Source organism: Ancylobacter koreensis (assembly GCF_023016525.1).
Classification (GTDB): domain Bacteria; phylum Pseudomonadota; class Alphaproteobacteria; order Rhizobiales; family Xanthobacteraceae; genus Ancylobacter; species Ancylobacter koreensis.
This window is the reverse complement of sequence record NZ_JALKCG010000001.1, coordinates 1,075,649-1,098,126: the sequence shown is the minus strand read 5'-3', so window position 1 is coordinate 1,098,126 and position 22,478 is coordinate 1,075,649. Positions and strand designations below refer to the sequence as shown.

The window sequence follows — 22,478 nt, the reverse complement described above, 5'->3', positions numbered from 1 at the left end:
GGGGTATAGCCCGAAGTTACCGGCGCAGGAGCCGCCGTGATCGCGGACAGGGACTGCACCTTCACGAGTGCCGGCGTAACATAGGCCTTGCGCATTTCCGAACTTCCCTCAACCGCCGGCCCTGTTTTCGGCCGACGTCACTCCAGGCCACCTAGCCTAGCCACCGATGCGGCAATGGCAAGCATCGCCGGCAAATATCCTCCGGAAAGAGCCCGCCTGCGCAGCGTCCGTCCGCACGCATCGCTCAAGCGGGATCGGCGACGATAACCTCGACGCCGGCGGCGGCGAGCGCGCGCGCCATGGTCTCGGAAGGCGTCACATCGGTCACGAGCGTGTCGATGCCGGCCAGCGGCGCCACCTCGAAAACGGCGCGGCGGTCGAACTTGCTGTGGTCGGCCAGCACGGTGACGCGGTCGGCGCGCTCGATCATCGCCTTGGCGACCTCGGCCTCCTGCACGTCGAAATCCATCACGCAGGCCTGGTCCACCGCGCCGACGGTGAGCACGGCGTGGCGGGCGCGGAACTTGCCGATCTGCTCCAGCGCCAGCGGGCCGAGGCTCTCGCCGGCATCCGCGCCATAGGCGCCGCCGATCAGGAACACCTTGTGCCCGCCCCCCTGCGCGAGGGTGGAGGCGATGCGCGGCGCATTGGTGATCACCACCAGCGGCGGGCAGGCCGCCAGCGCCTCGGCGAAGGCGACCGTCGTGCTGCCGGTGTCGACGAAGAGCGAATCGTCCGGCTGGAACAGACCACAGGCGGCGGCGGCGATGCGCGCCTTGCCGGCGGCGTTCTGCGCCATGCGCTGGGCGAAGGGCCACTCCTTCTCGGTCACGGCGGCGGACGGCGCCGCCCGCACGCCGAGCGCGCGGGCGCCGCCGTGGAATCGGCGGAGCTGCCCGTCGGCGTCGAGCCGGGCGAGATCGCGCCGGACGGTCTCGCGCGAGACGTCGAGCGCTTCGGCGAGCGCCTCCACGCTCACCTCGCCCGAACGGGCGACGAGCGCGACGATCTGTTCATGGCGCGAGGTGGGCTGCACGTCGTCATCCTGCCGTACCGGGCGCGGCCCCGGGTCTTGAGGGACAACCGGCGACACCGGCCGGCGCCTGACAGGCGCCGCCGCTCCCGACCGGTCGGTTAAGTGGTGCGGCAAGGGCGGTCAATCGTCCCGCAACGGCAGACATCGCCCGCAGCACGAGACCGCCCACCCCCGACCTTGGGATAAGAAGACCAGAATATGACCGAACGGTCAACTTTAAGGCACGGCAACTTCCCAAACGGTCACTTCGAGCGAAGATACATTGACCGTTTGGGCGAAATGGGCGAATTTCGGACTTCCCTTCCGGAAAAAACCGGCTAGAGTGCCGAAAGTGCGAAAAAAGCGAGCATGCACATAAGAGGTGCAAGACCGCGCACGAGGGGATTGCAGATGACCACCATTCCGACGCCGGCCGCATAGCCCGACCGGGGCGGCTGCCGGAAACGGGCCGGGCGTGCAGCGCGCCGCCGGACCCGGAAGCTTCCTCCGCAAGGCTATCCAACCATCCGCATCGCGCACCCGCGAGCGGGGCTGACGGCCCGCTCGCGACGGGTCCGGTGCGTCCGCGCGCCGCCAACCGGCCCTTCGGCCGCCGGCGCATCCGATCGACCGTCAACGGAGCGACAGCGTGAACGTGGAACAGGCGGCGCCGGCGAGGCCGGGAGGCATCTGGGGGGCCATCGGCCACTATGTGCGCTTCATCGACCGCATCTCGGACTATGTCGGCTATCTCGCCGCCTCGCTCATCTTCATGATGGGCGGCGTGCTGATCTTCGACGCGGTGACCCGCAACCTGCTGAAGATGCCGGTGCACTGGGCGGTGGAACTCACGCAGTTCACGCTCGCCGCCTATTACTTCATGGGCGGCCCGTTCACCCTGAAGAACAACGAACATGTCCGCATGGACCTCTGGTATTCCTCGCTCTCCGAGCGCGGCAAGGCCAAGGCTGATCTCGCCACCGTCTGGTGCCTGATCTTCTATCTCGGCGTCATGCTGACGGGCTCGATCTCCAGCCTGCAATACGCCATCGCCACCAACGAGAAGCGCTTCTCGATCTGGAACCCCTCGGTGATCCCGATCAAGGCATTGCTCACCGCCTGCCTCGTGCTGATGCTGCTGCAGGCCTTCTCCCTCGTCTTCAAGCACATCGCCACGCTGCGCGGGGAGAAGTTCTGATGTCTTATGAGTTGATCGCGCTGCTGATGTTCGCCTCGATGGTGCTGGCGCTCATCAGCGGGCAGCTCGTCTTCGCCGGCATCGGCTTCGTCGCCTCCGCCGCCGCGCTGCTGCTCTACGGCCCCGGCGCCATGGACCTGCCGTTCAACCAGGTCTTCAAGCTGTTCAACTGGTACGCGATGCTCACCCTGCCCATGTTCATCTACATGGGCTACATCCTCGCGGAATCCGGGATCGCGGAGGATTTGTACCGAGCGCTGCATGTCTGGTTCGGGCGCTTCACCGGCGGCCTCGCCATCGGCACCATCTTCCTGATGGTCATCATCTCGGCGATGAACGGCCTCTCCGTCGCCGGCATGGCGATCGGCGCCACCATCGCGCTGCCGGAAATGATCCGCCGCGGCTACGACAAGGTGCTGATCTCCGGGGTCATCCAGGGCGGCTCCTCGCTCGGCATCCTCATCCCGCCATCGGTGGTGCTGGTGCTCTACGGCATGATCGCCCGCCAGCCGGTCTCCAAGCTCTGGTTCGCCGGCGTCGGCCCCGGCCTGCTGATGGCCGCGCTGTTCATCATCTACATCTATGTCCGCGTGAAGCTGAACCCGAAGCTGGCGCCCAAGCTCACCGACGAAGAGCTGAACATGCCGCTTCGCGAGAAGCTGGCGCTGGCGCGGGCGGGCGTCATCCCCTTCGCTATCTTCTTCTTCATGACCGGCCTCTTCGTCTTCGGCGTCACCAGCCTCGTCGAGAGCTCGGCGGTCGGCGCCACCACGGCGACGCTGGCGGCGATCTACAAGCGACGGTTCAACTGGCCGGTGGTGCGCGACACCTCGCTGAAGACGCTGAACGTATCCTGCATGTTCATGTGGCTGATCCTCGCCGCCCTTGCCTTCGGCACGGTGTTCGACGGGCTCGGCGCGGTGAAGGCGATCGAGTTCCTGTTCGTCAAGCAGTGGGACCTGAACCCCTGGACCATCATCATCATGATGCAGCTCAGCTTCATCGTGATGGGCATGTTCCTCGACGACACCGCGATGCTGGTCATCGTCGCGCCGCTCTACATCCCGCTGGTGAAGGCGCTCGACCTTGGCTTCAACAACCAGCTGATCTGGTACGGCATCCTCTACACGATCACCTGCCAGATCGCCTACATAACCCCACCCTTCGGCTACAACCTGTTCCTGATGCGCTCGCTGGCGCCGAAGGAGATTTCGCTGGTCGACATCTATCGGTCGATCTGGCCGTTCGCCGCGATCATGATGTTCACCATCGTCATCCTGATGGTCTTCCCGCAGATCGCGCTCTGGCTGCCCGAGCACATGAACGTCAAGGGCTGAGCAACAGCCCATCCTTCCCCCTTCCAGAGGAGAAAAAGATGACTGACGAGACCAAGAAGCCCTTCCCCAAGAAGATCGACCCCGCCGCCGACGCCATTCTCGCCACCCGCCGCAGCTTCCTCGGCAAGGCGGCGCTCGGCACCGGCGCCGCGCTGGCCGGCTCGACGCTGGCCGCGCCCGCCGTCATCGCCCAGGCCGGCACCATCAAGTGGCGCCTGCAGACCTATTCGGGCGCCCCGCTCGGCGCCCATGTCATCAAGCCGCAGATCGACGCCTTCAACGCGGCGGCCAACGGCGCGATGGAGATTGAGCTCTATTACGCCGACCAGCTCGTGCCGACCTCCGACCTGTTCCGCGCCTTGCAGACCGGCACGCTCGACGCGGTGCAGTCGGACGAGGCCACCATGGCCTCGCCGGTCGACATCGCCGTGTTCGGCGGCTACTTCCCCTTCGCCACCCGCTACAGCCTCGATGTGCCGGCGCTGTTCCGCTACTACGGCCTCAAGGACATCTGGGCGGAAGCCTATGCCGAGGTGCCGAACGTCACCTGGCTGTCCACCGGCGCCTGGGACCCGCTGCACATCTTCACCGTCAACAAGCCGATCAAGAGCCTTGCCGACATGGCGGGCCTGCGCGTCTTCGGCGTGCCGACCGCCGGCAAGTTCCTCTCCAAATACGGCCTCGTGCCGGTGACGATCCCGTGGGACAATGTGGAAGTCGCGCTGCAGACCGGCGAGCTTGACGGCGTCGCCTGGTGCGGCTTCACCGAGGCCTATGAGGTGGGCTGGGCGGATGTGTGCAACTACGCGCTCACCAACTCGGTCACCGGCGCCTGGTTCGGCAGCTACTTCGCCAACACGCCGAGCTGGGAGAAGGTGCCGGCTCATCTTAAGGAGCTGTTCCTGATGAGCATCGACCAGTCCCACTATTATCGCGATGTCTGGTACTGGGGCGGCGAGGCCAAGCTGCGCGTCGAAGGCCAGAAAATGGAACTGACGTCGCTGCCGCCGGCCGAATGGGCGCAGGTCGTCGCCGATTCCAAGGGCTTCTGGGACGAGGTCGCCGCCTCCAGCCCGCGCGCGGGCAAGGTCGTCGCGGCTTTCAAGAAGTACGACGAGACCATGCAGAAGGCCGGCTACCCCTACCGCTGAGCGGCGGCGGCCGACCTTCGACATTGCGGCTCCGCCCTCCGGGCGGGGCCGCCTCCCCGCCCCCGGCGGGCCGTTCGCGTGACGCGGCGGGCCAGATGCCCGCGCGATGTTTGATTGGAAGGGAGCGCCCGTGCTCCATACCCCCTCCCCCGACTTCGCCGGACCTTACGACCTCGCCGTCATCGGCGCGGGCGTGGTCGGCTGCGCGGTGGCGCGCCGCTTCGCGCTTGCCGGCGCCCGGGTGGTGGTGATCGAGAAGGGCGCGGACATCCTCTCCGGGGCGTCCAAGGCCAACAGCGCCATATTGCACACCGGCTTCGACGCCCCGCCCGGCAGTCTCGAACTGGAGCTGGTGCAGGCCGGTCGCGCGGAATATCTCGCCATCCGCGACAGCCTCGGCCTGCCGCTCGTCGAGACCGGCGCGCTGGTCTGCGCCTGGAACGCGCTGGAGGCCGACAAGCTCGACGCCATCGCCGCGCAGGGCCGCGCCAACGGCGTCAACGAGTTGCGCCTGCTCTCCGGCACGGAGGCCCGCGCCACCTGCCCCGGCCTGTCCGAACGCCTCGTCGCCGCCATCGAGGTGGCGGGCGAGCACGTCATCGACCCGTGGAGCGCCCCGCTCGCCTATCTGACGCAGGCGGTGGCGCTCGGCGCCCGTCTGCTGCGCGATGCGGAGCTGATCGGGGGGCGCTTCGAGGACGACTGGATTCTGGAAACCTCCGCCGGCACGCTGCGCGCCGCCGCCGTCGTCAACGCCGCCGGCCTTTACGGCGATCTCGTCGACGCCCGCCTCGGCCTCAAACCGGAATTCGAGATTCGCCCCCGCAAGGGCCAGTTCGTCGTGCTCGACAAGGCGGCCTTCGCCCATGTGCCGCGCATCGTGCTGCCGGTGCCGACCGAGATCACCAAGGGCGTCGTCGTCTGCCCCACCGCCTTCGGCAATGTGCTGATCGGCCCGACCGCCGAGGAGCAGGAGGACCGCACCCGCGCGACGGTGGAGACCGGCGCGCTGGAGGCCCTGCTGGCGCGCGGCGCGGAGATCGTGCCGGCGCTGGCCGGCATTCCGGTGACGGCGGTCTATGCCGGGCTGCGCCCGGCGACAGAGAGCAAGGCCTATCGGGTGATCGCCCGGCCGGAGCGGCGCGCCATCACGCTGGGCGGCATACGCTCGACAGGGCTTTCCGCCGCGCTCGGCCTCGCCAGCCATGCGCTGAAGCTGCATGAGGATTTCGGCCTGCCGGCGACCGTTCCCGCCGAGCCGCCGGCCGTCTGCCTGCCCAACCTCGCGCAGACGCGCGAGCGCGACTGGCAGCGGCCGGACCATGGCGAGATCGTTTGCCATTGCGAACTGGTGACGCGGCGCGAGATCGAGGCGACCTTCGACAGCGCGATTCCGCCCGGCGATTTCGGCGGGCTGCGGCGGCGCACACGCGCCGGCATGGGCCGCTGCCAGGGCTTCTACTGCAACGCCCGGCTGGCTGAGATGACGCAGGGCCGCCTCGCGCCACCGCTCGCCGTCGGGGAGCGCGAGGAATGAGCGGCCCCTTCGAGAGCGCAACCGCCGACGTCATCGTGGTCGGCGGCGGCCCGGCCGGAGTCGCGGCGGCGGTGGAGTTGCGCCGGCAGGGCGTCGCCCACGTCGTGCTGCTGGACCGCGAGGACGAGCTCGGCGGCGCCACCCGGCATTGCGCCCATTCGCCCTTCGGCATGCGCGAATTCGGCCGGGTCTATCTCGGCGCCGCCTATGGCCGCCGTCTGGCGGCAGAAGCCGCGCAGGCGGGCGTCGAGGTGCGCACCGGCCATTCCGTGGTGCGGCTGGAGCCCGGCGGAAGGCTGGAGGTCGCCTCCTCTTCCGGCGTCGTCACCCTATCCGCCCGCCGCATCCTGATCGCCACCGGCGCGCGCGAGACGCCGCGCTCGGCCCGGCTGATCCCCGGCGACCGTCCGCTCGGCATCGTCACCACCGGCACGCTGCAATCCTATGCCGCCTTTCACGGCCTGATGCCGTTCCGCCGCCCGCTCATCGTCGGCTCGGAACTGGTGAGCCAGTCGGCGCTGTTCACCTGCCTGACCCATGGCGCCCGCCCCGTGGCGATGATCGAGCCCGGCCCGCATCCCCTCGCCCGCGCGCCGTTCAACTGGTTCCCGCGCCTCGTCGGCGTACCCTTTCATCTGGGTGCCGACATCGCCGACATTCGCGGCACCGCTCGCGTCGAGGAGGTCACGATCCGCCTCGCCGACGGCACCGCCCACACGCTCGCCTGCGACGGCGTGCTGCTCACCGGCCGCTTCACCCCGGAATCGGCGCTGTTCCGCCAGTCCGCCGTCGGCGTCGAGCCCGGTAGCGCCGGCCCGGCCGTCGACCAGGACGGACGCAGCCGCGATCCCCTCGTCTTCGCTGGCGGCAACCTTCTGCGCGCGGTGGAAACCGGCGGCTGGGCCTTCCGCGAGGGACGTGCCGTGGGCATGGCCATCGCGGAGGATCTGGCCCGCGATGCCGAGGCCGGCGTCCCGATCCCGGTCGGATTCGAGGCGCCGATCAAGCTCGTCGTGCCGAGCCTGCTGCGCGCCGGCGCCAATGCCGTGCCGGCCTTGCCCGATTTCCAGCTCCGCTTCTCCCGCACCGCATCCGGACGCCTGTCGCTGGAGATCGACGGCCGCGAGGTATGGGCGCGCGCGGGCACATGGCGGCCGGAACGGCGCATCCTCGTGCCCATCCCACCGGGCGCCGCGAGGGCGGGCTCCGTGCGCTTCCGCTTCCGGGAGACCGGCTGATGCGCGTCGCCGCCATCGACCAGGGCACCACCTCGACACGTTGCCTCGTCGTGGAAAGCGGCGGGCAGGCGCGGGTGGCGGCGAGCCGCACCCATGCACAGTCCTATCCCGCCCCCGGCCGGGTCGAGCATGACCCGGAGGAGCTTGTCGCCAATGTCGCAGCCGTGCTGGCGGCGGCCGGGCCGGTCGACGCCATCGGCCTCGCCAATCAGGGCGAAAGCTGCCTCGCCTGGGACGCGCTCACAGGCGAGGCGCTCTCCCCCGTCATCGTCTGGCAGGACGCCCGCACCGCGCAGGCGCTCGCCGCGCTGGGGCCGGACGCGCGGGCGCGTTCCTCCGCGATCTGCGGCCTGCCGCTCGATCCCTATTTCTCCGCCTCCAAGCTCGCCTGGCTGCTGCGCAACATCCCGGCCGTCGCCAGCGCGCAGGCGGCCGGGCGGCTGCGGCTCGGCACCACCGACGCCTTCTTCCTCGACCGGCTCGCCGGCACCTTCGCGACCGATAGCGCCACCGCCTCGCGCACCGGGCTGCTCGACCTCTCGACCGGCACGTGGAGCGAGGAGCTGTGCGCGCTGCACGGCGTGCCGCTCGCCTGCCTGCCGCCCGTCGTCCCGGTCGATACCGACTTCGGCACTATCGGCGGCGTGTCGGTGAAGGCCTCCATCGTCGACCAGCAGGCCGCGCTCTACGGGCATGGCTGCCGCCGGCCGGGCGACGCCAAGATCACCTTCGGCACCGGCGCCTTCCTGCTGGCGGTGACGGGAGACGAGCGGCTGGCCGGCGGCGGACTTCTGCCGACGGTCGGCTGGCAACGCGCGGGCGAGGCGCCGGTCTTCGCGCTGGAAGGCGGGGTCTACGATGCCGGCTCGGCGCTCGAATGGCTGCGCCGGCTCGGCCTGTTCACGGGAACGGACGAACTCGACGGCTTCGAGGGCCCGTCCGCGCTCAGTCGCGGCCTCGTCTTCGTGCCCGCCCTGTCCGGCCTTGCCGCGCCCCACTGGGACCGCGCCGCCGCGCCGCTCTTCATCGGCATGGACGCGGCGACCGGCCGGCGCGATATGGTGCGCGCGGCGCTGGAGGGCATCGCCCTGCTCACCGTCGGGCTGATCGAGGCGGCCGCCGCGCAGGTGGGGAGCATAAGCGAGATCGCCATAGACGGCGGCCTGTCGCAGAGCGCCTCTTTCGCCGGCTTCCTCGCCGCCGCCAGCGGGCGCAGCGTGCGCGTGCCGGCGCTGCACGAGATGACCGCGCTCGGCCTCGCCGAGCTGTGCGGCGCCGATGTCGCCGACGCCCGCGCGGAGGCCCGCCACTTTACGCCGGACGGCTCGGTCACGGGCGAGCAGCGCGCGCGCTTCGCGGAAGCCGTCGCCCGCAGCCGTGGCTGGCGGGGCTAGAGCATTCCGGTTGCGGGATTGCTCCAGCTGGTTGTTTCACGCGTTTTCTTCACGCGAACCGGATGTCCCTTCGCTCGAAAACGCTTCAGAGAAACTCCTCCATCGGCAGCACGGCGTAGCCGGCGCCCTTGAGCGTCGCGCGGACCGCGCGCGCCATCGCCACCGCGTCCGGCGTGTCGCCGTGCACGCACACGGTATCCGCGCGCACCGGGATGCTCGTGCCGTCGAGCGCCGTCACCTCACCGGTATCGAGGATGGAGAGCACCCGCGCGGCCGCCTCCTGCGCGTCGTGCAACACCGCGCCGGGCAGCTTGCGCGGGGCGAGATTGCCGCTCGCGGCATAGGCGCGGTCGGCATAGATCTCGCGCGCCAGCCGCAGCCCCGCCTCCTCGCCGGCCCGTTCGCTCGGCAGGCCCGGCATCACCACGAGGATGAGTTCGCGGTCGACCGCGCGCACCGCCCGCGCCACGGTGCGGGCGAGCTCGATGTCGTCATTGGCCATGTTGCCGAGCGCGCCATGCGCCTTCACATGCTCCAGACGCAGCCCCTGCGCATGGGCGAGCGCCTGCAGCGCGCCGATCTGGTAGATGAGCTGCGCCTCGATCTCGGCCGGGCTCTGGCCGAGGATCTGCCGGCGGCCGAAACCCCACAGGTCGAGAAAGCCGGGATGCGCACCGCAGGCGACGCCGCGCGCCTTGGCCTTGGCCAGCGTCGCCGCCATCACCGAGGGATCGCCGGCATGGAAGCCGCAGGCGATGTTGGCGGAGGTGACGATCTCCAGCATCCCGGCATCGTCGCCCAGCTCATAGACGCCGAAGCTCTCGCCCATGTCGCAATTGAGGTCGATCCGCTTCATGCCGGGCTCCGTTCACGCGTGGTCCGTATCGAGCGCCGAGCAGACGCCGCCGACAAGGTTGTGCGACAGCAGGCGCTCGCTGGAAAGCCCTGCCGGCCCGGCCTCCTCGACCATCGCCGCAATGAGGGCCGCGAGTTCCGCCTCGTGCGCGCGCGACGCCGCCTCGGCCTCTTCGGCGGTGACGGCGGAAAGGCGCAGCACATCGCCCGGCCGCGCCTGCCCGAGCCGCCACAGGTCCGGCCCGATCACGGTGGCGATCTTGGGGTAGCCACCGGTCGTCTGCCGGTCGGCCAGCAGCACCACCGGTCGACCGTGGCCGGGCACCTGTATGGCGCCGTTGACGATGCCGTCCGAAACGATGTTGAAGCCGTCGCGATGGGCGATCTGCGGCCCGTCGAGCTGTGCGCCCATGCGATCGGCCTTGTCGGAGACGCGGTAGTCCGACGACAGGAAAGTGGCGACGCCCTCCGGCGTGAAATGGTCGTCCTGCGGGCCAAGCAGCACGCGGAACGGCCCGCGCGCGGCCGGCCGATGCGACGGCGGGAGGGCGAGCAGCGGGCCGGCCGGCGCTCCGTTGAGCGCCAGCCGGTCGCCGGCGCGCAGCGCGCGGCCCTCCAACCCGCCGATGCCGGAGCGCGAATGGGTGGACAGGCTGCCCAGCGTCGGCGGAACCGCGAAGCCGCCGGCGATGGCGAGATAGGCCCGCATGCCGGCACGTGCGGGGCCGATCTCGATGCGCGCGCCCGGCTGCAGCGCATAAGCGCGCCAGCCCTCCGCCGGCCGGCCGTCGATGGTAAGCGCCATGTCGGCGCCGGCCAGCGCGAGGCGCAGCGGCCCGCCTTCGACGGTGGCGGAAAGGCCCAGCATGGTCAGCTCGACCGCCGCCATGCCGCGCGGATTGCCGACCAGCGCATTGGCGAGCGCCAGCGCGAAGGGGTCCATCGCCCCCGAGGCCGAGATGCCGAAGCGCTGATAGCCGAAGCGGCCGGCGTCCTGAAGGGTGGAGAACAGGCCGGGCCGCTCGATGACGAGATGCGCGCCCATCACGCCTCCTTCCGCTCGGCGACGGCCTCGCCCGCCTCGACCGCCCGGCACAGTGCCTCATATTCGGCCGGCGAAACCGGCACGAAGCGCAGCGCATCGCCGGCCGTGAACAGGAAGGGGCGTGCGGTGCGCGCGGGATCGTAGGAGCGCACCGGCGTCTGGCCGAGCAGATGCCAGCCGCTCGGTATCTCCAGCGGCGGCGCCACCGCCGCCTGTCTGCCGCCGATGGAGATGGAGCGCGGCGGCGTCTTCAGCCTGGGGTCGCTGCGCCGGCTGGTGTGGATCGCCTCCGGCAGCCCGCCGAGATAGGCGAAGCCCGGCGCGAAGCCGATCATGTAGACGCGGTAGGTGGCGCCCGCATGCAGCGCGATGACCTCGTCCGTGGTGAGCCCGTGCAGCCGCGCCACCGCGTCGAGATCGACGCCGTGCACACCGCCATAGAGCACCGGGACATGCCAGACGCCGCGCGGCGCGTCCTCCCCCGCGCGATCCTCGCCGGTCGCCCATAGAGCGGCGATCTCCTCGCGCAGCCGCGCCTTGGCCAGCACCAACGGATCGAACATCACGAGAAGCGAGCGATAGGTCGGCACCAGCTCGCGCACGCCTTCCAGCGCACGCGCCTCCAGCGCGTCGGCGAGCGCGATCACCCGCCGGTTCAGCGCCTCGTCGATGGCGTCGCCGAACTCGACGACGAGCCCCGCCTCGCCGGCATCGAGCAGGCGCGGGGCAGCGGGCGCATCGGCAGCGTCCGGCATGCGCGTTTCTCCCTCATTCGCCCCTCGACATAGACCATGCGGTGCGCCGGCCCGCCACTCCTTCGCCGGCTCGGCACATTCAGGCGGGCCGGCCCAGCGCCTTGAGCTCGGCGTAAAGCGTCGCCGGCACCAGCACGCCGTTGCCGCTGCGCGCACGGGCGGCGTAGCGGCGCTCGCCCGGCAGGCGCACGCCGGGCTGTTCGCGGGCAGCGGCGAACAGCGCCTCGCCTTCCGCCAGCCGGGAGGCGAGGCTCTCAGTGCCGAACACCGCCGGGTCGATGGCGACGAACAGCTCGCCGCCGAGCGGCGGGCCGCCATCGCCGTTCTCCGCCGCCAGCGCCTGCCGGCTGGTGAGGTCGCCGATCAGCGGGCCGGCGATCAGCTCCACCATCATGGAGAGCGCCGAGCCCTTGTGGCCGCCGAAGGGCAGCAGCGCGCCCGCCAGCGCGCTCGCCGGGTCCGTGGTCGGCGCGCCCTCCGGCCCCACCGCCCAGCCGGGCGGGAGCGTCGCGCCGGCCCGGCGCTTCAGCTCGATCTCGCCGCGCGCGGCGGCGCTGGTGGCGAAGTCGAAGATGAAGGGCTGGCCCTGCGGCACCGGCCAGCCGAAGGCCATCGGGTTGGTGCCGAGCAGCGGGCGCGCGCCGCCGGCGGGGGCGACGCAGCACTGGCCGACGGTGAAGCACCAGGCGGCCAGCCCGGCTTCCACAGCCGGCTCGATATCGGCCCACAGCGCCGAGAAATGGTAGCAGTCATGGATCGCCAGCGCCGCGATGCCATAGGTGCGTGCCGCCTCGATCAGCGCCGGAACGCCGGTCTCGATGGCGAGCGGGGCGAAGCCGCGCCTGGCGTCGACGCGCAGCACGGCGGAGGTGGCGCGGGTCAGCACCGGCAGCGCCGTGCGCTCCGCCTTGCCGCTGCGCACCGAGGCGACATAGCCGATCAGCCGGTAGAGCCCGTGCGAATGGCACTCATCCGCCTCGGCACGGGCGATGGAGCGGGCGATGGCTTCCGCATGCGGCACGCCGAGCCCCGCGCCGACCAGCGTGTCGCGGGCGAGCGCGTGCACTTCGGCGAGCGACAGGCGCACCATGCCGGGCTCCACAGCGGCGGAAGTGGCGGAGGCGGCGCTATCGGACATGGGCGGGGTTCCTAAGCTCGGGCAACGGCATCGGAGCGACCCGCTTGCCGTTTCGTCCCGGCCTGCCCCATAGGGCACAGGCTCGTCTTTCGTCCCCGCCCCCGGGCGGGGCCGGAGGGCGGGCGGAGCCGATGCCCCGCCCGCCGCCGGGCTCACTTCAGCGCATTGTCGACGGCGCCGCGAATAAAGGCCTGCTGCGAGACGCCGGCGGCCTGCGCCTTCACATTGATGGCGTCGACGATGGCCGGCGGGAAGGAAACGTCGAGGATGACCTCGTCGGCGCCTTCGAGCGAATACACCACGCGGGTGATGCGCGCGGCGAAGCGGTTGACCAGCGAGGCCTTCTTCGCGTCGCTCAATTCACCCTGCGCGGCCACCGTCGGGCAATAGGCGGCGATCAGGTTGTCGATGATCAGCACCGGGCCGACGCCGCTCGCCTTCAGCTCGGTGACGGCGGCATTGAGCTGCCCGACATTGTCGAAGGCGTCGCCCGTCGGCAGCACGGCCTTGATGGCGGCCGCCTGCTTGGCCTCAAGCGGCTTGGCGGGGCACTCGAAGGCGCCGGCGGCGTGCGAGGGCTGCGCCATGCCGATGGCCAGAGCGAGGGTCAGGGCCGCCGCCGGAATTACGCGAGCAAGGGTCATGCGAGGCTTCTCCATTCGCCGTAAGCGTGAAACTGAGGGGCGCGCAGCGCACGCCGCCGCCGATGCTTACCACAGCCGGCGGGAGCGTCACGAGGACGTGGCGACGCGGCGCGTGGACGTTTCGCGGTCAGCCGCCGCGCCAGAGCGCGGCGCCGCCGGTGAGGCCGGCATCGTTCGAGGCGATGACGACATTTCCGGGCAGGTCGAGGTCGACATGCTTGGAATTGCCGCCGCCGAGATAGAGCCGGTCGTAATGCAGCAGGACGTAGAGCAGCTCGATGACACGGCCCACATGGTGGTTCCAGTGCTTGCGCCCGTGCTTCTCGTAAGCCGCGACGCCGAGATACTCGTCATAGGTCAGGTTGTCGTGCACGGGATGATGCGCCAGTTCCATATGCGGCATCAGCACGCCATCGCGGAACAGTGCCGTGCCCGCGCCGGTGCCGAGGGTGAGCACCATTTCCAGTCCCTTGCCCGAGATGATGCCGAGCCCCTGCATCTCGGCATCGTTGATCAGCCGTGCCGGCGCGCCGAGGCGCGAGGCCATGGCGTCGGCCAGCGCGAAGCCGGCCCAGGCCTCGGCGCCGAGATTGGGCGCGGTCAGCACGGTGCCGTTGCGCACCACGCCGGGAAAGCCGATGGCGATCCGGTCGAAGGCCGGCAGCTTCGGCGCCATGCCGGCATAGGCGTCGAGCAATGCCTGCGGCGGGCAGGGATGGGGCGTGTCGACCCGCTCGCGCTCGGAGATCATGGTGCCGTGGTCGTCGATGACAGCGCATTTCAGCCCGGTGCCGCCGACATCGACCGCGAGGATACCCGCCGGCGTGGTGCCGGCCGTCTTTTCGTTCATCGTCTTCCCCTCACTTCGCCGGCTCGGCGGTCTCGGCAGGCTCGGCGACGCGGCGCGAGGCGTCGGGCGCCGCCGGGTCCTGGCTGCCGTGGAACATCGATTCGTCGCCGTCGACGGCGACCGCGAAATCCTCCCCCTCCCATTTATCCGCGTCAGGCCAGTAGAAGGTGAAGCGCAGATGCCGGCCATGGGCCGCGCCTGCCGTGGGCAGGTCGGCGACGTGCAGGCCGAAGGCGTTGGCGGCGGTGGGGGTGTCGTGCGTGGTCGCCCAGCCGTCGAGCGACCAGTGGATCAGCGCCGGCGCCGGCAGCTCGATACGCAGGGTCAGGCCGGCGGGAATGGAGCGCAGCTTCTCGTTGAAGCGCCAGAGCCGGCGCGGCGACGTCACCTTGTCCTTGAGGTAGCGCTGCACGGTCTGCGGCGGCATGTCGAAGACCTTGCCGTCGCGCAGCGAGCGCATCAGCTTGATGTGCTCGGAATGCGCCCACACCAGCGGCATGGCGCTGCCGGAGGGGCGCCCCTTGAACAGCTCGCGCTCGGGTATGTCCTCGCCGTCCCACACCTGTTCCGGCAGCAGCCCGCCGGGGCCGGCGGAATCCTCCAGTGTGACGAGCAGCTGGCCGGCGCGCACGAGGTTGCCGGCGGCGATCTCGTAATGCGCGCGCTCGCCGGTCAGCAGCGGCCAGGCGCGACCGATGCCGGTGCCGTCGAAGGGCGCGCCGTCCTCATGCTCGCCATAGCCGTCGCCATTGTAGCGATACCAGAGCGGGCCCTGCGGCAGCTCCACCTTCAGGAGCGCGTCGATCGCTTTGAGCGTGCCGAGGATGCGCGGGTCGTCCGGCGCCCGCAGGCCGAAGCGCACCAGTGCCAGCGCGTCGGGCGAGATGAGCTGCGCGGCCGGCCGGTCGGTGTCGGCCGGCGGCCGGTTCTTCACCGGCACGAAGCCGTCGAGCGGCGAGGCGGCATCCGCCGTCTCCACCGGCGCGATGCGCACATAATAGCCCTCGACGCCGAGCTTCTCGGCCAGCTCGGTGTTGGTGGCGAAGGTCCAGCGCTCGACCGAATCGTTCCACGCATCGGCGGTCTCGCGCAGATAGGTGGCCTCGTCCCGGCGGCCGGCGATCTCCATCATGTCGGCGGCGGCGAGCAGCGCGGCGATCTCGACCGCCAGCGTGAAGGGCGAATAGCCGGCATCCTCCTCCCAGCGGTCCTGCCCGGTGACGGGGCCGTTGCGCAGGATGAAGGCCGCCGCGCGCTCCACCATGTCCATATAGGACGCCAGTTCGCCATGGGCGAAATGGCCGCCGCGCCGGATCATGTCGGTGAGCAGGATCGGGAAGGCGCACTCGTCCATCTGCACCCCGCCCCAATAGGCGGAGCCGTCCAGCCAGACATTCTGCGACCAGTGGCCGTCCGCTTCCTGTATGGCGCGGAGATAGCCGAGCACCGCCTTGGCGTCGTCGATGGCGCCGGCGGCGAGCAGGCCGCCGGCATTCTCTACCAGGTCGCGCGGCCAGACGAGGTGATAGCCGCCGAGGTCCTCGTCGCCCTTGTTGAAGCCCCAGGGAATCGAGAGGCTGGCGATGATGGCGCCGGGCACGGAAGGCGGCTGGTGGGTAGCAAGCACGATGGTGCTGGCGCGGTAGGTGTTGATGTTCGAGCGGTTCTGCGGATGGTCCAGCGGCAGCAGCGTGCCCTGCCAGGCCCGCCAGCCCTGCACATAGGTGCGGCGCAGTTCCTCGAAGCCCTCCTGCAGGCTAGAGACGGCGCGGAATCCCGCCTCCTCCGGGCGGGCGCCGAAGCCGAGCGCGATCAGCATCGTGCCGTCGCCGGCGGCGAGGTCGAGCTCGGCGCTGAGCGCGACATTGCCGTCGGCGGCGCGCTGGTAGCGCTCGTCGAGGCAACCCGCCTCGTTCAGCTGGCGCCAGCCGTCGGAGGCGCCGACATAGCCGACCGAGCGCGCCTTCCACGGCACCGAGCAGGCCAGCGCCAGCGACACGCCGCGCCGGCCGGAGGCGAACAGCATCGGCGTGCCCTTGTAGTCGTCGACCCAGGCCGTGTTGTCGGCGCCCGCATTGATGATGTGCGGTGCCAGCAGGCCGAACAGACGGTAGTCGGAGATATCGCCGGCCAGCGCCTCGAAGGTCACCTGCTGCAACAGCACCTCGCGGCGCGGATCGGCAAGAATCTGCTTCTGGATGCGCCAGCGCCCGTCGCGCGCGGTATTGAGCAGGTGATAGGCCGGCGCGCCGTGCTCCAGCACGCCGACCTCATGCTCGGCGTCGCGCTTCTCCTCGGTGAAATAGCCGTCCGGCCCGGTGACGAGGAAGCCGAAGTCGCGCGTGCAGGCAGCATCGACGCGCGGATAGTAGATTTCGTTGAGAATGCCGTGGCTCAGCGTGAACCACAGGCGGCTCGCCGCCGTGCGGGCGGTGCCGACACCCACCTTGGCGCTCGACGTCCAGCGGGCCGGCCCGCCGGGCCCTCCCGGCGGTGTGATGGCGTTGTCCTCGTTCATGGACGGTTTCCCCACTTTCATTGGACCGCGCTCATCGGCGCGGCCGGGAGATAACCTGAAACCACACGAGCCGCCTGCCAAGCCCGCCGAGGGATCAATTTACCGACCGGGATGAATCGCCGGCCGCGCGGGCGAGGAGCGAGAGCGGGGCGTCGCCGGACGAGACGCCGTGGGCTTTACGGAAAAATGCTCTTGCTGATCCGTGCGTGGACGCCCCAATTGCCGTCGGCGACCTGCGTCACGCCGAAATCGACCGCCACCGACATCAGCGAGATCGCCTCGTCCTCGTCCAGGCCGTAGCGCCCCATCAGGAACTTGCGGGCCTCGCGCGTGGCGCTTCGCAGGGCGCGGCTCAGGGACGAGCGCTTGAACACTTCGGACTGCGCGTTGCGGCCGAGTTCGCGCAGATAGTTGGTGTAGCTGAAACCGTGCAGCAGCCAGGCCTCGGGCGTCTCGATGAGCGGGGCGTTCAGCCCGTTCAGGAAGCTCTTGTCGGTCTCTCCGCGCCTGTGCAGCACGAGGCGTATCTCGCCGGTCAGCGAGCATTCCAGCCCCGTGCCGCTGATTTCGCCGTCGCCCTGCGCGAGATGGGGGTCGCCGACGGAAAGCAGCGCGCCGGGCACGGCCACGGGCAGATAGACGGAGGAGCCCTTGCCGGCGCGCCAATTGTCGATGTTGCCGCCGAAATAGCCGGGAGGCACCGAATCCACCATGTCGCTCTCGCGCGGGGCCACGGCGATGAAGCCGAAATGCGGACGCACCGGAATGCGGGCGCCGGCCAGCACGCCCTCGCGCTTTTCGATCAGCCGGTGATCGACGGGAACGCCGGGATAGTCGATGGTCTCGTGCACGACACCGAACGGATCGGTCTGCGGCGCCCAGCGGAAGGAATAGACCGCCTCCGCAAACCCGCTCTCCCCGGCGGCGTCGGTGCGATAGATGGTGATGACCTCGCGCTTGCGCGGCTCGTCCAGAATGTCGTCATGGTGGAAGCCCCACGCTGCGGCGGCGTTGGAGCCGAAGGCGTAGCCGGCATGGGCCGGGTTGGCGCTGGGGCGCGGCTTCAGGTCGAGAATCTCGACTTCCAGCACATCGCCGGGCTCGGCACCGTGGACGAAGATCGGGCCGGTGCAGATATGCACGCCGAAGCCCTCCCCCGCCCCGCGCCCGAAGATGGAGGCGTTGACCGGCCCGGCGCCGCGGCGGTCCACCGCCTTGTAGTCGGCGGTCCAGCGAAACACGCTCTCCGCGCCCGGATCGCCCGCGATCATCCGCTCATGGTCGTCATAGGCGTGCTGCGTCAGTGTCTCAACCGTCACCCGCGCCCCCGAGCGCACCCTCAGGGCGGGCGCGATGCTGCGCGAGAGGTAGCCCCAATGCACCGTATCGCGGGAAACCGGCAGGTGATGATGACCGGGCTCGATCACCTCGCGCGGGCGCACCGGCGCGGGCAGGTCGGTAGCTTCGGTGGTCGCCGTTGCTGCGGGAGCCGGCCGCACAGGGCGCGCACCCGAATGCATCGGGCGGCCACGGGTCCAGCGCGTCTCCACCGTCGCGCCGGAGGATTTGCGGTAGTCGCGCGGGGAGATGGCATAGGCGGCGCTGAACACCCGGCTGAAATGCGCCTGATCGGCAAAGCCCCAGCGAAAGCCGATCTCGGCGATGGAACGGTCGGCGTGCTGCGGGTTCACGAGATCGAGCCGGCACTGTTCCAGCCGGCGATGACGAACGTAATCGGAGAAGGAGCGGTCCTGTCCCTCGAACAGCCGCTGGATATAGCGGGCCGAGAGACCCTCGGCGCTCGCGATATCGTTCACCGACAGGTCGGGCTCGCGCAGACGCGCCTCGATCTGCGCGCAGATGCGGGCGAAATGCGCCGCCTGCACCTGCGTCGCGCTGTCCTCCTCCGGCCGGGCGCCGACGAGCAGGGCGGAAAGCACGAGTTCCGTCACCGCCGGCTCGGCGGCCATCACGTCGCCATCCTCCATGAAGGCGAAATGCGAGGCCAGCGCCCGCATCAGCGGACGGGCCGCCGCCGCCGAGACGGTCTCGCCGAGCACCAGCGTCGGCACGGTGGCGGCGCGGCCGAAACGGCCCGCCAGCCGCTCGCGCGGCAGGCACAGCAGCAGCAGCTCGAAATCGTTGCGGAACTGCACGGAGAAGGGAGTCGCCGGATCGCAGACCCAGAGGTCGCCATCGGCGAATTCGGCGGCGCGGCGGCCGGAATCGGTGAGATGCCCGCGCCCGTAGGTGACGAAGCCGATGAGGATCGGCGCCTCGCTCCTCCCCGGCTCCCGAGCCTTCGGCGAGGCCGGCCCCGACGCGGTGAGCTTCTGGGTCGTCGAGCGCAGCAGGGCGAAGGTCGCCTGCGTCGGCGAGCGCTTGATGGAGACCTCGCCGAAATGAAAGGCATCGGCATCGGAGAGCTCCGCGGCAAGCCCGAGCGAGGCGAGCGTCTCCCGCCATGCCGCCTCCTGCTTGGAGGCGGGGAACGCGTTTATCGAAATGGGTACGGTGCGGTTCATGGCAGCCAGCTCACGGTGGCGAAGGAATGGACCGGGGCACGCCGGATCGCCAGTGAAGCACTTTGACGAATGGCGCACAAAAACTTGTCGCGGGCCCAAGGCCCCGCGCTGCACAAATCATCGTCATGATCACATAAGTATCTGATAAAAATATCATATTCATCTTATAGTCCGCCAAAGACGTTGAGGCTCTGTGGACGGTTTGCCTCTTTGGGGGCATTGCCCCTGCCGGGCGACGGCGGCTTAGTGGCGCCTGATCGAGGCGCCGCAGCGGGCGCTATCCGGACCAAAGGGGAACAACAATGGATCGTCGTGGATTCCTGGGCGCCGGGCTGGCGGGTACGGCCGCCGTCGCCACCATCGCCGCGCCGCATGTCGCGCGCGCCCAGCAGAGCTTCAGCTGGAAGATGACCAATGCCTACGGGCCGGGCGCTCCCTTCTACGTCACCGGTCCCGGCAGCCCGACCTATTTCTGCGAACTCGTCGGCAAGATGTCCGGCGGGCGGCTGACCATCCAGCATTTCGCGGCCGGCGAACTGATCCCGGCGCTGGAAGGCTTCGATGCCGTGTCCTCCGGCACGGTCGAGATGAACGCCGCCAATTCCTATTTCTGGGCGGGCAAGGTGCCGGCGGCGCAGTTCTTCACCTGCGTGCCCTTCGGCCTCAACTTCCAGGGCCAGAACGCCTGGATCTACCATGGCGGCGGCCTCCAGCTCTGGGAGGAGCTGTACGACCCCTTCAACCTCGTGCCGATGCCGCTGGGCAATACCGGCGTGCAGATGTCCGGCTGGTTCCGCAAGCCGATCGAGAAGGTCGAGGATTTCAAGGGCCTGAAGATGCGCATCCCCGGCCTTGCCGGAAAGGTCTATGCGCAGCTCGGCGTCGACGTGAAGCTGCTGCCCGGCGGTGAAATCTTCCCCGCGCTGGAGCGCGGCGTGATCGACGCCGCGGAGTTCGTCGGCCCCTATCAGGACCGGCGCCTCGGCCTGCAGAAGGCGGCCAAGTATTACTACACCACCGGCTGGCACGAGCCCAACAACGTCACCGAGCTGATCGTCAACAAGACGGCGTGGAATTCGCTGCCCGACGACCTCAAGGAGATTGTCCGCGCCGCCGCGGCGGCCTGCAACGTCATCAGCCACACCTGGTGCGAAGCGACCAATGGCGAGGCCATGGCCGACCTCGTGCAGAACCAGGGCGTCATCGCCGGCCCCTATCCGAAGCCGGTGGTCGACAAGCTGCGCGACGTCACCGCCACCACGCTGCAGCAGCTCGCCGACTCCGACCCGAAGATCAAGAAGGTCTATGACAGCTTCACCTCCTTCGCGGCCAAGCACAGCCAGTGGGCCGGCCTGTCGGAGGCCGTCTACCAGACCCAGATCCGCAGGGGCGCATGAACCGCGTTCTCGAAAGCTTTGCCCGCGCTCTCGACCTCGTCGTCGAGGTCTGCGGCTGGATCGCGGCGTGGACGGGCCTCGCGCTCGTCCTCGTCATGGCCGGCAATGTTCTGTTGCGCTACGCCTTCAACACCGGATCGGTGGCGATGCAGGAGCTGGAATGGCACCTGATGAGCCCGCTCACCCTGCTGTGCATCGCCTACACCATCAAGCATGAAGGCCATGTGCGGGTAGACATATTGTTCGCCCGCCTGCCGGCGCGCGTGCAGCAGGCAATCGACCTGTTCTCGGCGCTGGCGGTGGTCGCGCTGTCGGTCATCATCATCCTGCTGTCCTGGCGCTACGTGATGCAGTCCTACAACATCGGGGAGGGCTCGCCCGATCCCGGCGGCCTGCCCTACCGCTTCATCCTCAAGGCGATGATCCCGGCAGGTTTCGTGCTGCTTCTGCTGCAGAGCCTCGCCGCCACGGCGCGCGCGCTCGCCGCCCTCCTCAACCCGATCGCGCCGCCGGCGGCGCCCTCGGAGCCGGTGCCTTCCCATGCCCTATAACGAGATTCTGGCGATCGCCTGCATCGCCTCCTTCTTCGTCATGCTGATCATCGGCGTGCCGGTGGCGCTCACGCTGGCGATCAGCGGCTTCTTCTTCGGCTGGCTGGGCTTCGGCACGACGCTGTTCGGCCTGCTGCCGGCGCGCATCTACGGCGTCACCGCCAATTACACGCTGATCGCCATCCCGCTCTTCGTGTTCATGGGCGTGATGCTGGAGAAGTCGCGCCTCGCCGACGAGCTGATGGAGGTGATCGGCCATCTCTCGGGCGGGCTGCGCGGCGGCATGGGACTCGGCATCGTGCTGGTGGGCATGCTGATGGGCGCCACTACCGGCATCGTCGGCGCCACCATCGTCACGCTCGGCCTGCTCACCCTGCCGACCCTGCTGCGGCGCGGCTACGACAAGAGCCTGTCCTGCGGCGCCATCTGCGCCTCCGGCACGCTGGGCCAGCTCATCCCGCCCTCGACCATCCTGATCCTGCTCGCCGACATTCTCGGCGAATCCGTCGGCACGCTGTTCGCCGCCGCGCTGATGCCGGGCCTGATGCTGACCGGCATCTTCTGCATCTACATGATCGTGGTCGGCATCGTCTGGCCCGAAAAAGTGCCCGCCATTCCGCTGGAAGAGCGGCGCGCCATGCCGCGCAAGGAGTTGTGGCTGAAGGCACTGAAGGTCGGCCTGCCGCCGATCGGCCTTGTCCTTGCCGTTCTCGGGTCCATCATCGGCGGCGTCGCGGCGCCGACGGAGGCCGCCAGCATGGGCGCGCTCGGCTCCATACTGGTCGCCGCCGTCTCCGGCCGCTTCACCGTGAAGACGCTGGTGGCGACGGTGCAGAGCACGGCGCGCATCACCGCGATGATGTTCTTCGTGCTCATCTGCTCGCAGGTCTTCGCCCTCGCCTTTCGCGGGCTCGGCGGCGAGAGGCTGGTGCACGACGCTTTCGCGCTGGTGCCGGGCGGCACGGACGGCATCCTCATCTTCATGCTGCTGATCATCTTCATCCTCGGCTTCTTCATCGAGTGGATCGAGATCAGCTACATCGTGGTGCCGATGTTCCTGCCGCTGATGATCAACGCGCATGTCGACCTCGTCTGGGCGGCGGCGCTCATCGCCACCGTGCTGCAGACCTCCTTCCTGACCCCGCCGTTCGGCTGGGCGCTGTTCTACCTGCGCGGGGTGGCGCCGCCGGAAGTATCGACCGGCGACATCTATCGCGGCGTCGTTCCGTTCATCGGGCTGCAGATCTTGGCCGTGGCGCTGCTCTTCACCTTCCCCTCGGTGGCGACCTGGCTGCCGAAGGCGATCGGCTGGTAGCCGGAGTCCATCCAG

18 protein-coding genes are annotated in these 22,478 nt (G+C 69.6%); 9 read left to right on the top strand and 9 right to left on the bottom strand.

Annotated elements, in window-relative coordinates; genetic code table 11:
- Nucleotides 1–244: 244 nt before the first annotated feature.
- Entirely contained in the window at nt 245–1,036 is a 792-nt protein-coding gene (locus tag MWN33_RS05000; RefSeq protein ID WP_247199293.1) for a DeoR/GlpR family DNA-binding transcription regulator, read from the bottom strand.
- A 628-nt stretch (nt 1,037–1,664) separates the two neighbouring features.
- Here MWN33_RS05000 and MWN33_RS04995 point away from each other — a divergent pair.
- The 6 genes from MWN33_RS04995 to MWN33_RS04970 all read left to right on the top strand — a co-directional run bounded on the left by MWN33_RS04995 (nt 1,665) and on the right by MWN33_RS04970 (nt 8,870).
- Complete coding sequence (locus MWN33_RS04995) at nt 1,665–2,213, top strand: TRAP transporter small permease subunit (RefSeq protein WP_247199292.1); 549 nt, start codon at nt 1,665–1,667, stop codon at nt 2,211–2,213.
- Nucleotides 2,213–3,550 (top strand): TRAP transporter large permease, encoded by a 1,338-nt coding sequence (locus tag MWN33_RS04990; protein WP_247199291.1) that lies wholly within the window; start codon nt 2,213–2,215, stop codon nt 3,548–3,550. Before MWN33_RS04995 ends, MWN33_RS04990 begins: the two co-directional genes overlap by 1 nt.
- 38 nt (nt 3,551–3,588) lie before the next feature.
- A complete protein-coding gene (locus MWN33_RS04985) occupies nt 3,589–4,701 on the top strand; it encodes a type 2 periplasmic-binding domain-containing protein (RefSeq protein WP_247199290.1) in 1,113 nt (370 codons plus the stop codon).
- Between the two features lie 130 nt (nt 4,702–4,831).
- Nucleotides 4,832–6,238 (top strand): NAD(P)/FAD-dependent oxidoreductase, encoded by a 1,407-nt coding sequence (locus MWN33_RS04980; protein ID WP_425531954.1) that lies wholly within the window; start codon nt 4,832–4,834, stop codon nt 6,236–6,238.
- On the top strand, nt 6,235–7,476 hold the full coding sequence (locus MWN33_RS04975; protein WP_247199288.1) for an NAD(P)/FAD-dependent oxidoreductase: 1,242 nt from the start codon (nt 6,235–6,237) through the stop codon (nt 7,474–7,476). Before MWN33_RS04980 ends, MWN33_RS04975 begins: the two co-directional genes overlap by 4 nt.
- Nucleotides 7,476–8,870 carry an FGGY family carbohydrate kinase gene (locus MWN33_RS04970; protein ID WP_247199287.1) on the top strand — a complete coding sequence of 465 codons (1,395 nt, stop codon included), beginning with the start codon at nt 7,476–7,478 and terminating at the stop codon, nt 8,868–8,870. The genes MWN33_RS04975 and MWN33_RS04970 overlap by 1 nt, the downstream gene beginning before the upstream one ends.
- 85 nt (nt 8,871–8,955) lie before the next feature.
- On the opposite strand, the gene MWN33_RS04965 is transcribed toward MWN33_RS04970, so the two are convergent.
- From MWN33_RS04965 to MWN33_RS04930, 8 genes are all read right to left on the bottom strand, one after another.
- Nucleotides 8,956–9,726 carry a LamB/YcsF family protein gene (locus MWN33_RS04965; RefSeq protein ID WP_247199286.1) on the bottom strand — a complete coding sequence of 257 codons (771 nt, stop codon included), beginning with the start codon at nt 9,724–9,726 and terminating at the stop codon, nt 8,956–8,958.
- 12 nt (nt 9,727–9,738) lie between these two features.
- Nucleotides 9,739–10,770, bottom strand: coding sequence for a 5-oxoprolinase subunit C family protein (locus tag MWN33_RS04960; protein ID WP_247199285.1), 1,032 nt, complete (start codon nt 10,768–10,770; stop codon nt 9,739–9,741).
- Nucleotides 10,770–11,525, bottom strand: coding sequence for a 5-oxoprolinase subunit PxpB (pxpB, locus tag MWN33_RS04955; RefSeq protein ID WP_247199284.1), 756 nt, complete (start codon nt 11,523–11,525; stop codon nt 10,770–10,772). Before pxpB ends, MWN33_RS04960 begins: the two co-directional genes overlap by 1 nt.
- Nucleotides 11,526–11,604: 79 nt before the next feature.
- Nucleotides 11,605–12,663, bottom strand: coding sequence for an Ldh family oxidoreductase (locus tag MWN33_RS04950; protein WP_247199283.1), 1,059 nt, complete (start codon nt 12,661–12,663; stop codon nt 11,605–11,607).
- A gap of 152 nt (nt 12,664–12,815) precedes the next feature.
- Entirely contained in the window at nt 12,816–13,307 is a 492-nt protein-coding gene (locus MWN33_RS04945; RefSeq protein WP_247199282.1) for a hypothetical protein, read from the bottom strand.
- A 127-nt stretch (nt 13,308–13,434) separates the two neighbouring features.
- Nucleotides 13,435–14,157, bottom strand: coding sequence for an ROK family protein (locus tag MWN33_RS04940; protein WP_247199281.1), 723 nt, complete (start codon nt 14,155–14,157; stop codon nt 13,435–13,437).
- 10 nt (nt 14,158–14,167) lie between these two features.
- Complete coding sequence (locus tag MWN33_RS04935) at nt 14,168–16,675, bottom strand: glucan 1,4-alpha-glucosidase (protein ID WP_247199280.1); 2,508 nt, start codon at nt 16,673–16,675, stop codon at nt 14,168–14,170.
- Nucleotides 16,676–16,851: 176 nt separating this feature from the next.
- Nucleotides 16,852–19,200, bottom strand: a complete 2,349-nt coding sequence (locus tag MWN33_RS04930; RefSeq protein ID WP_247199279.1) for an acetamidase/formamidase family protein — start codon at nt 19,198–19,200, stop codon at nt 16,852–16,854.
- 302 nt (nt 19,201–19,502) lie between these two features.
- On the opposite strand from MWN33_RS04930, the gene MWN33_RS04925 reads away from it, so the two are divergent.
- The 3 genes from MWN33_RS04925 to MWN33_RS04915 are packed head-to-tail and all read left to right on the top strand — an operon-like array spanning nt 19,503 to nt 22,463.
- On the top strand, nt 19,503–20,597 hold the full coding sequence (locus MWN33_RS04925) for a TRAP transporter substrate-binding protein (RefSeq protein ID WP_247199278.1): 1,095 nt from the start codon (nt 19,503–19,505) through the stop codon (nt 20,595–20,597).
- Complete coding sequence (locus MWN33_RS04920) at nt 20,594–21,148, top strand: TRAP transporter small permease subunit (protein WP_247199277.1); 555 nt, start codon at nt 20,594–20,596, stop codon at nt 21,146–21,148. The genes MWN33_RS04925 and MWN33_RS04920 overlap by 4 nt, the downstream gene beginning before the upstream one ends.
- A complete protein-coding gene (locus MWN33_RS04915) occupies nt 21,138–22,463 on the top strand; it encodes a TRAP transporter large permease (protein WP_247199276.1) in 1,326 nt (441 codons plus the stop codon). The genes MWN33_RS04920 and MWN33_RS04915 overlap by 11 nt, the downstream gene beginning before the upstream one ends.
- Nucleotides 22,464–22,478: the final 15 nt, after the last annotated feature.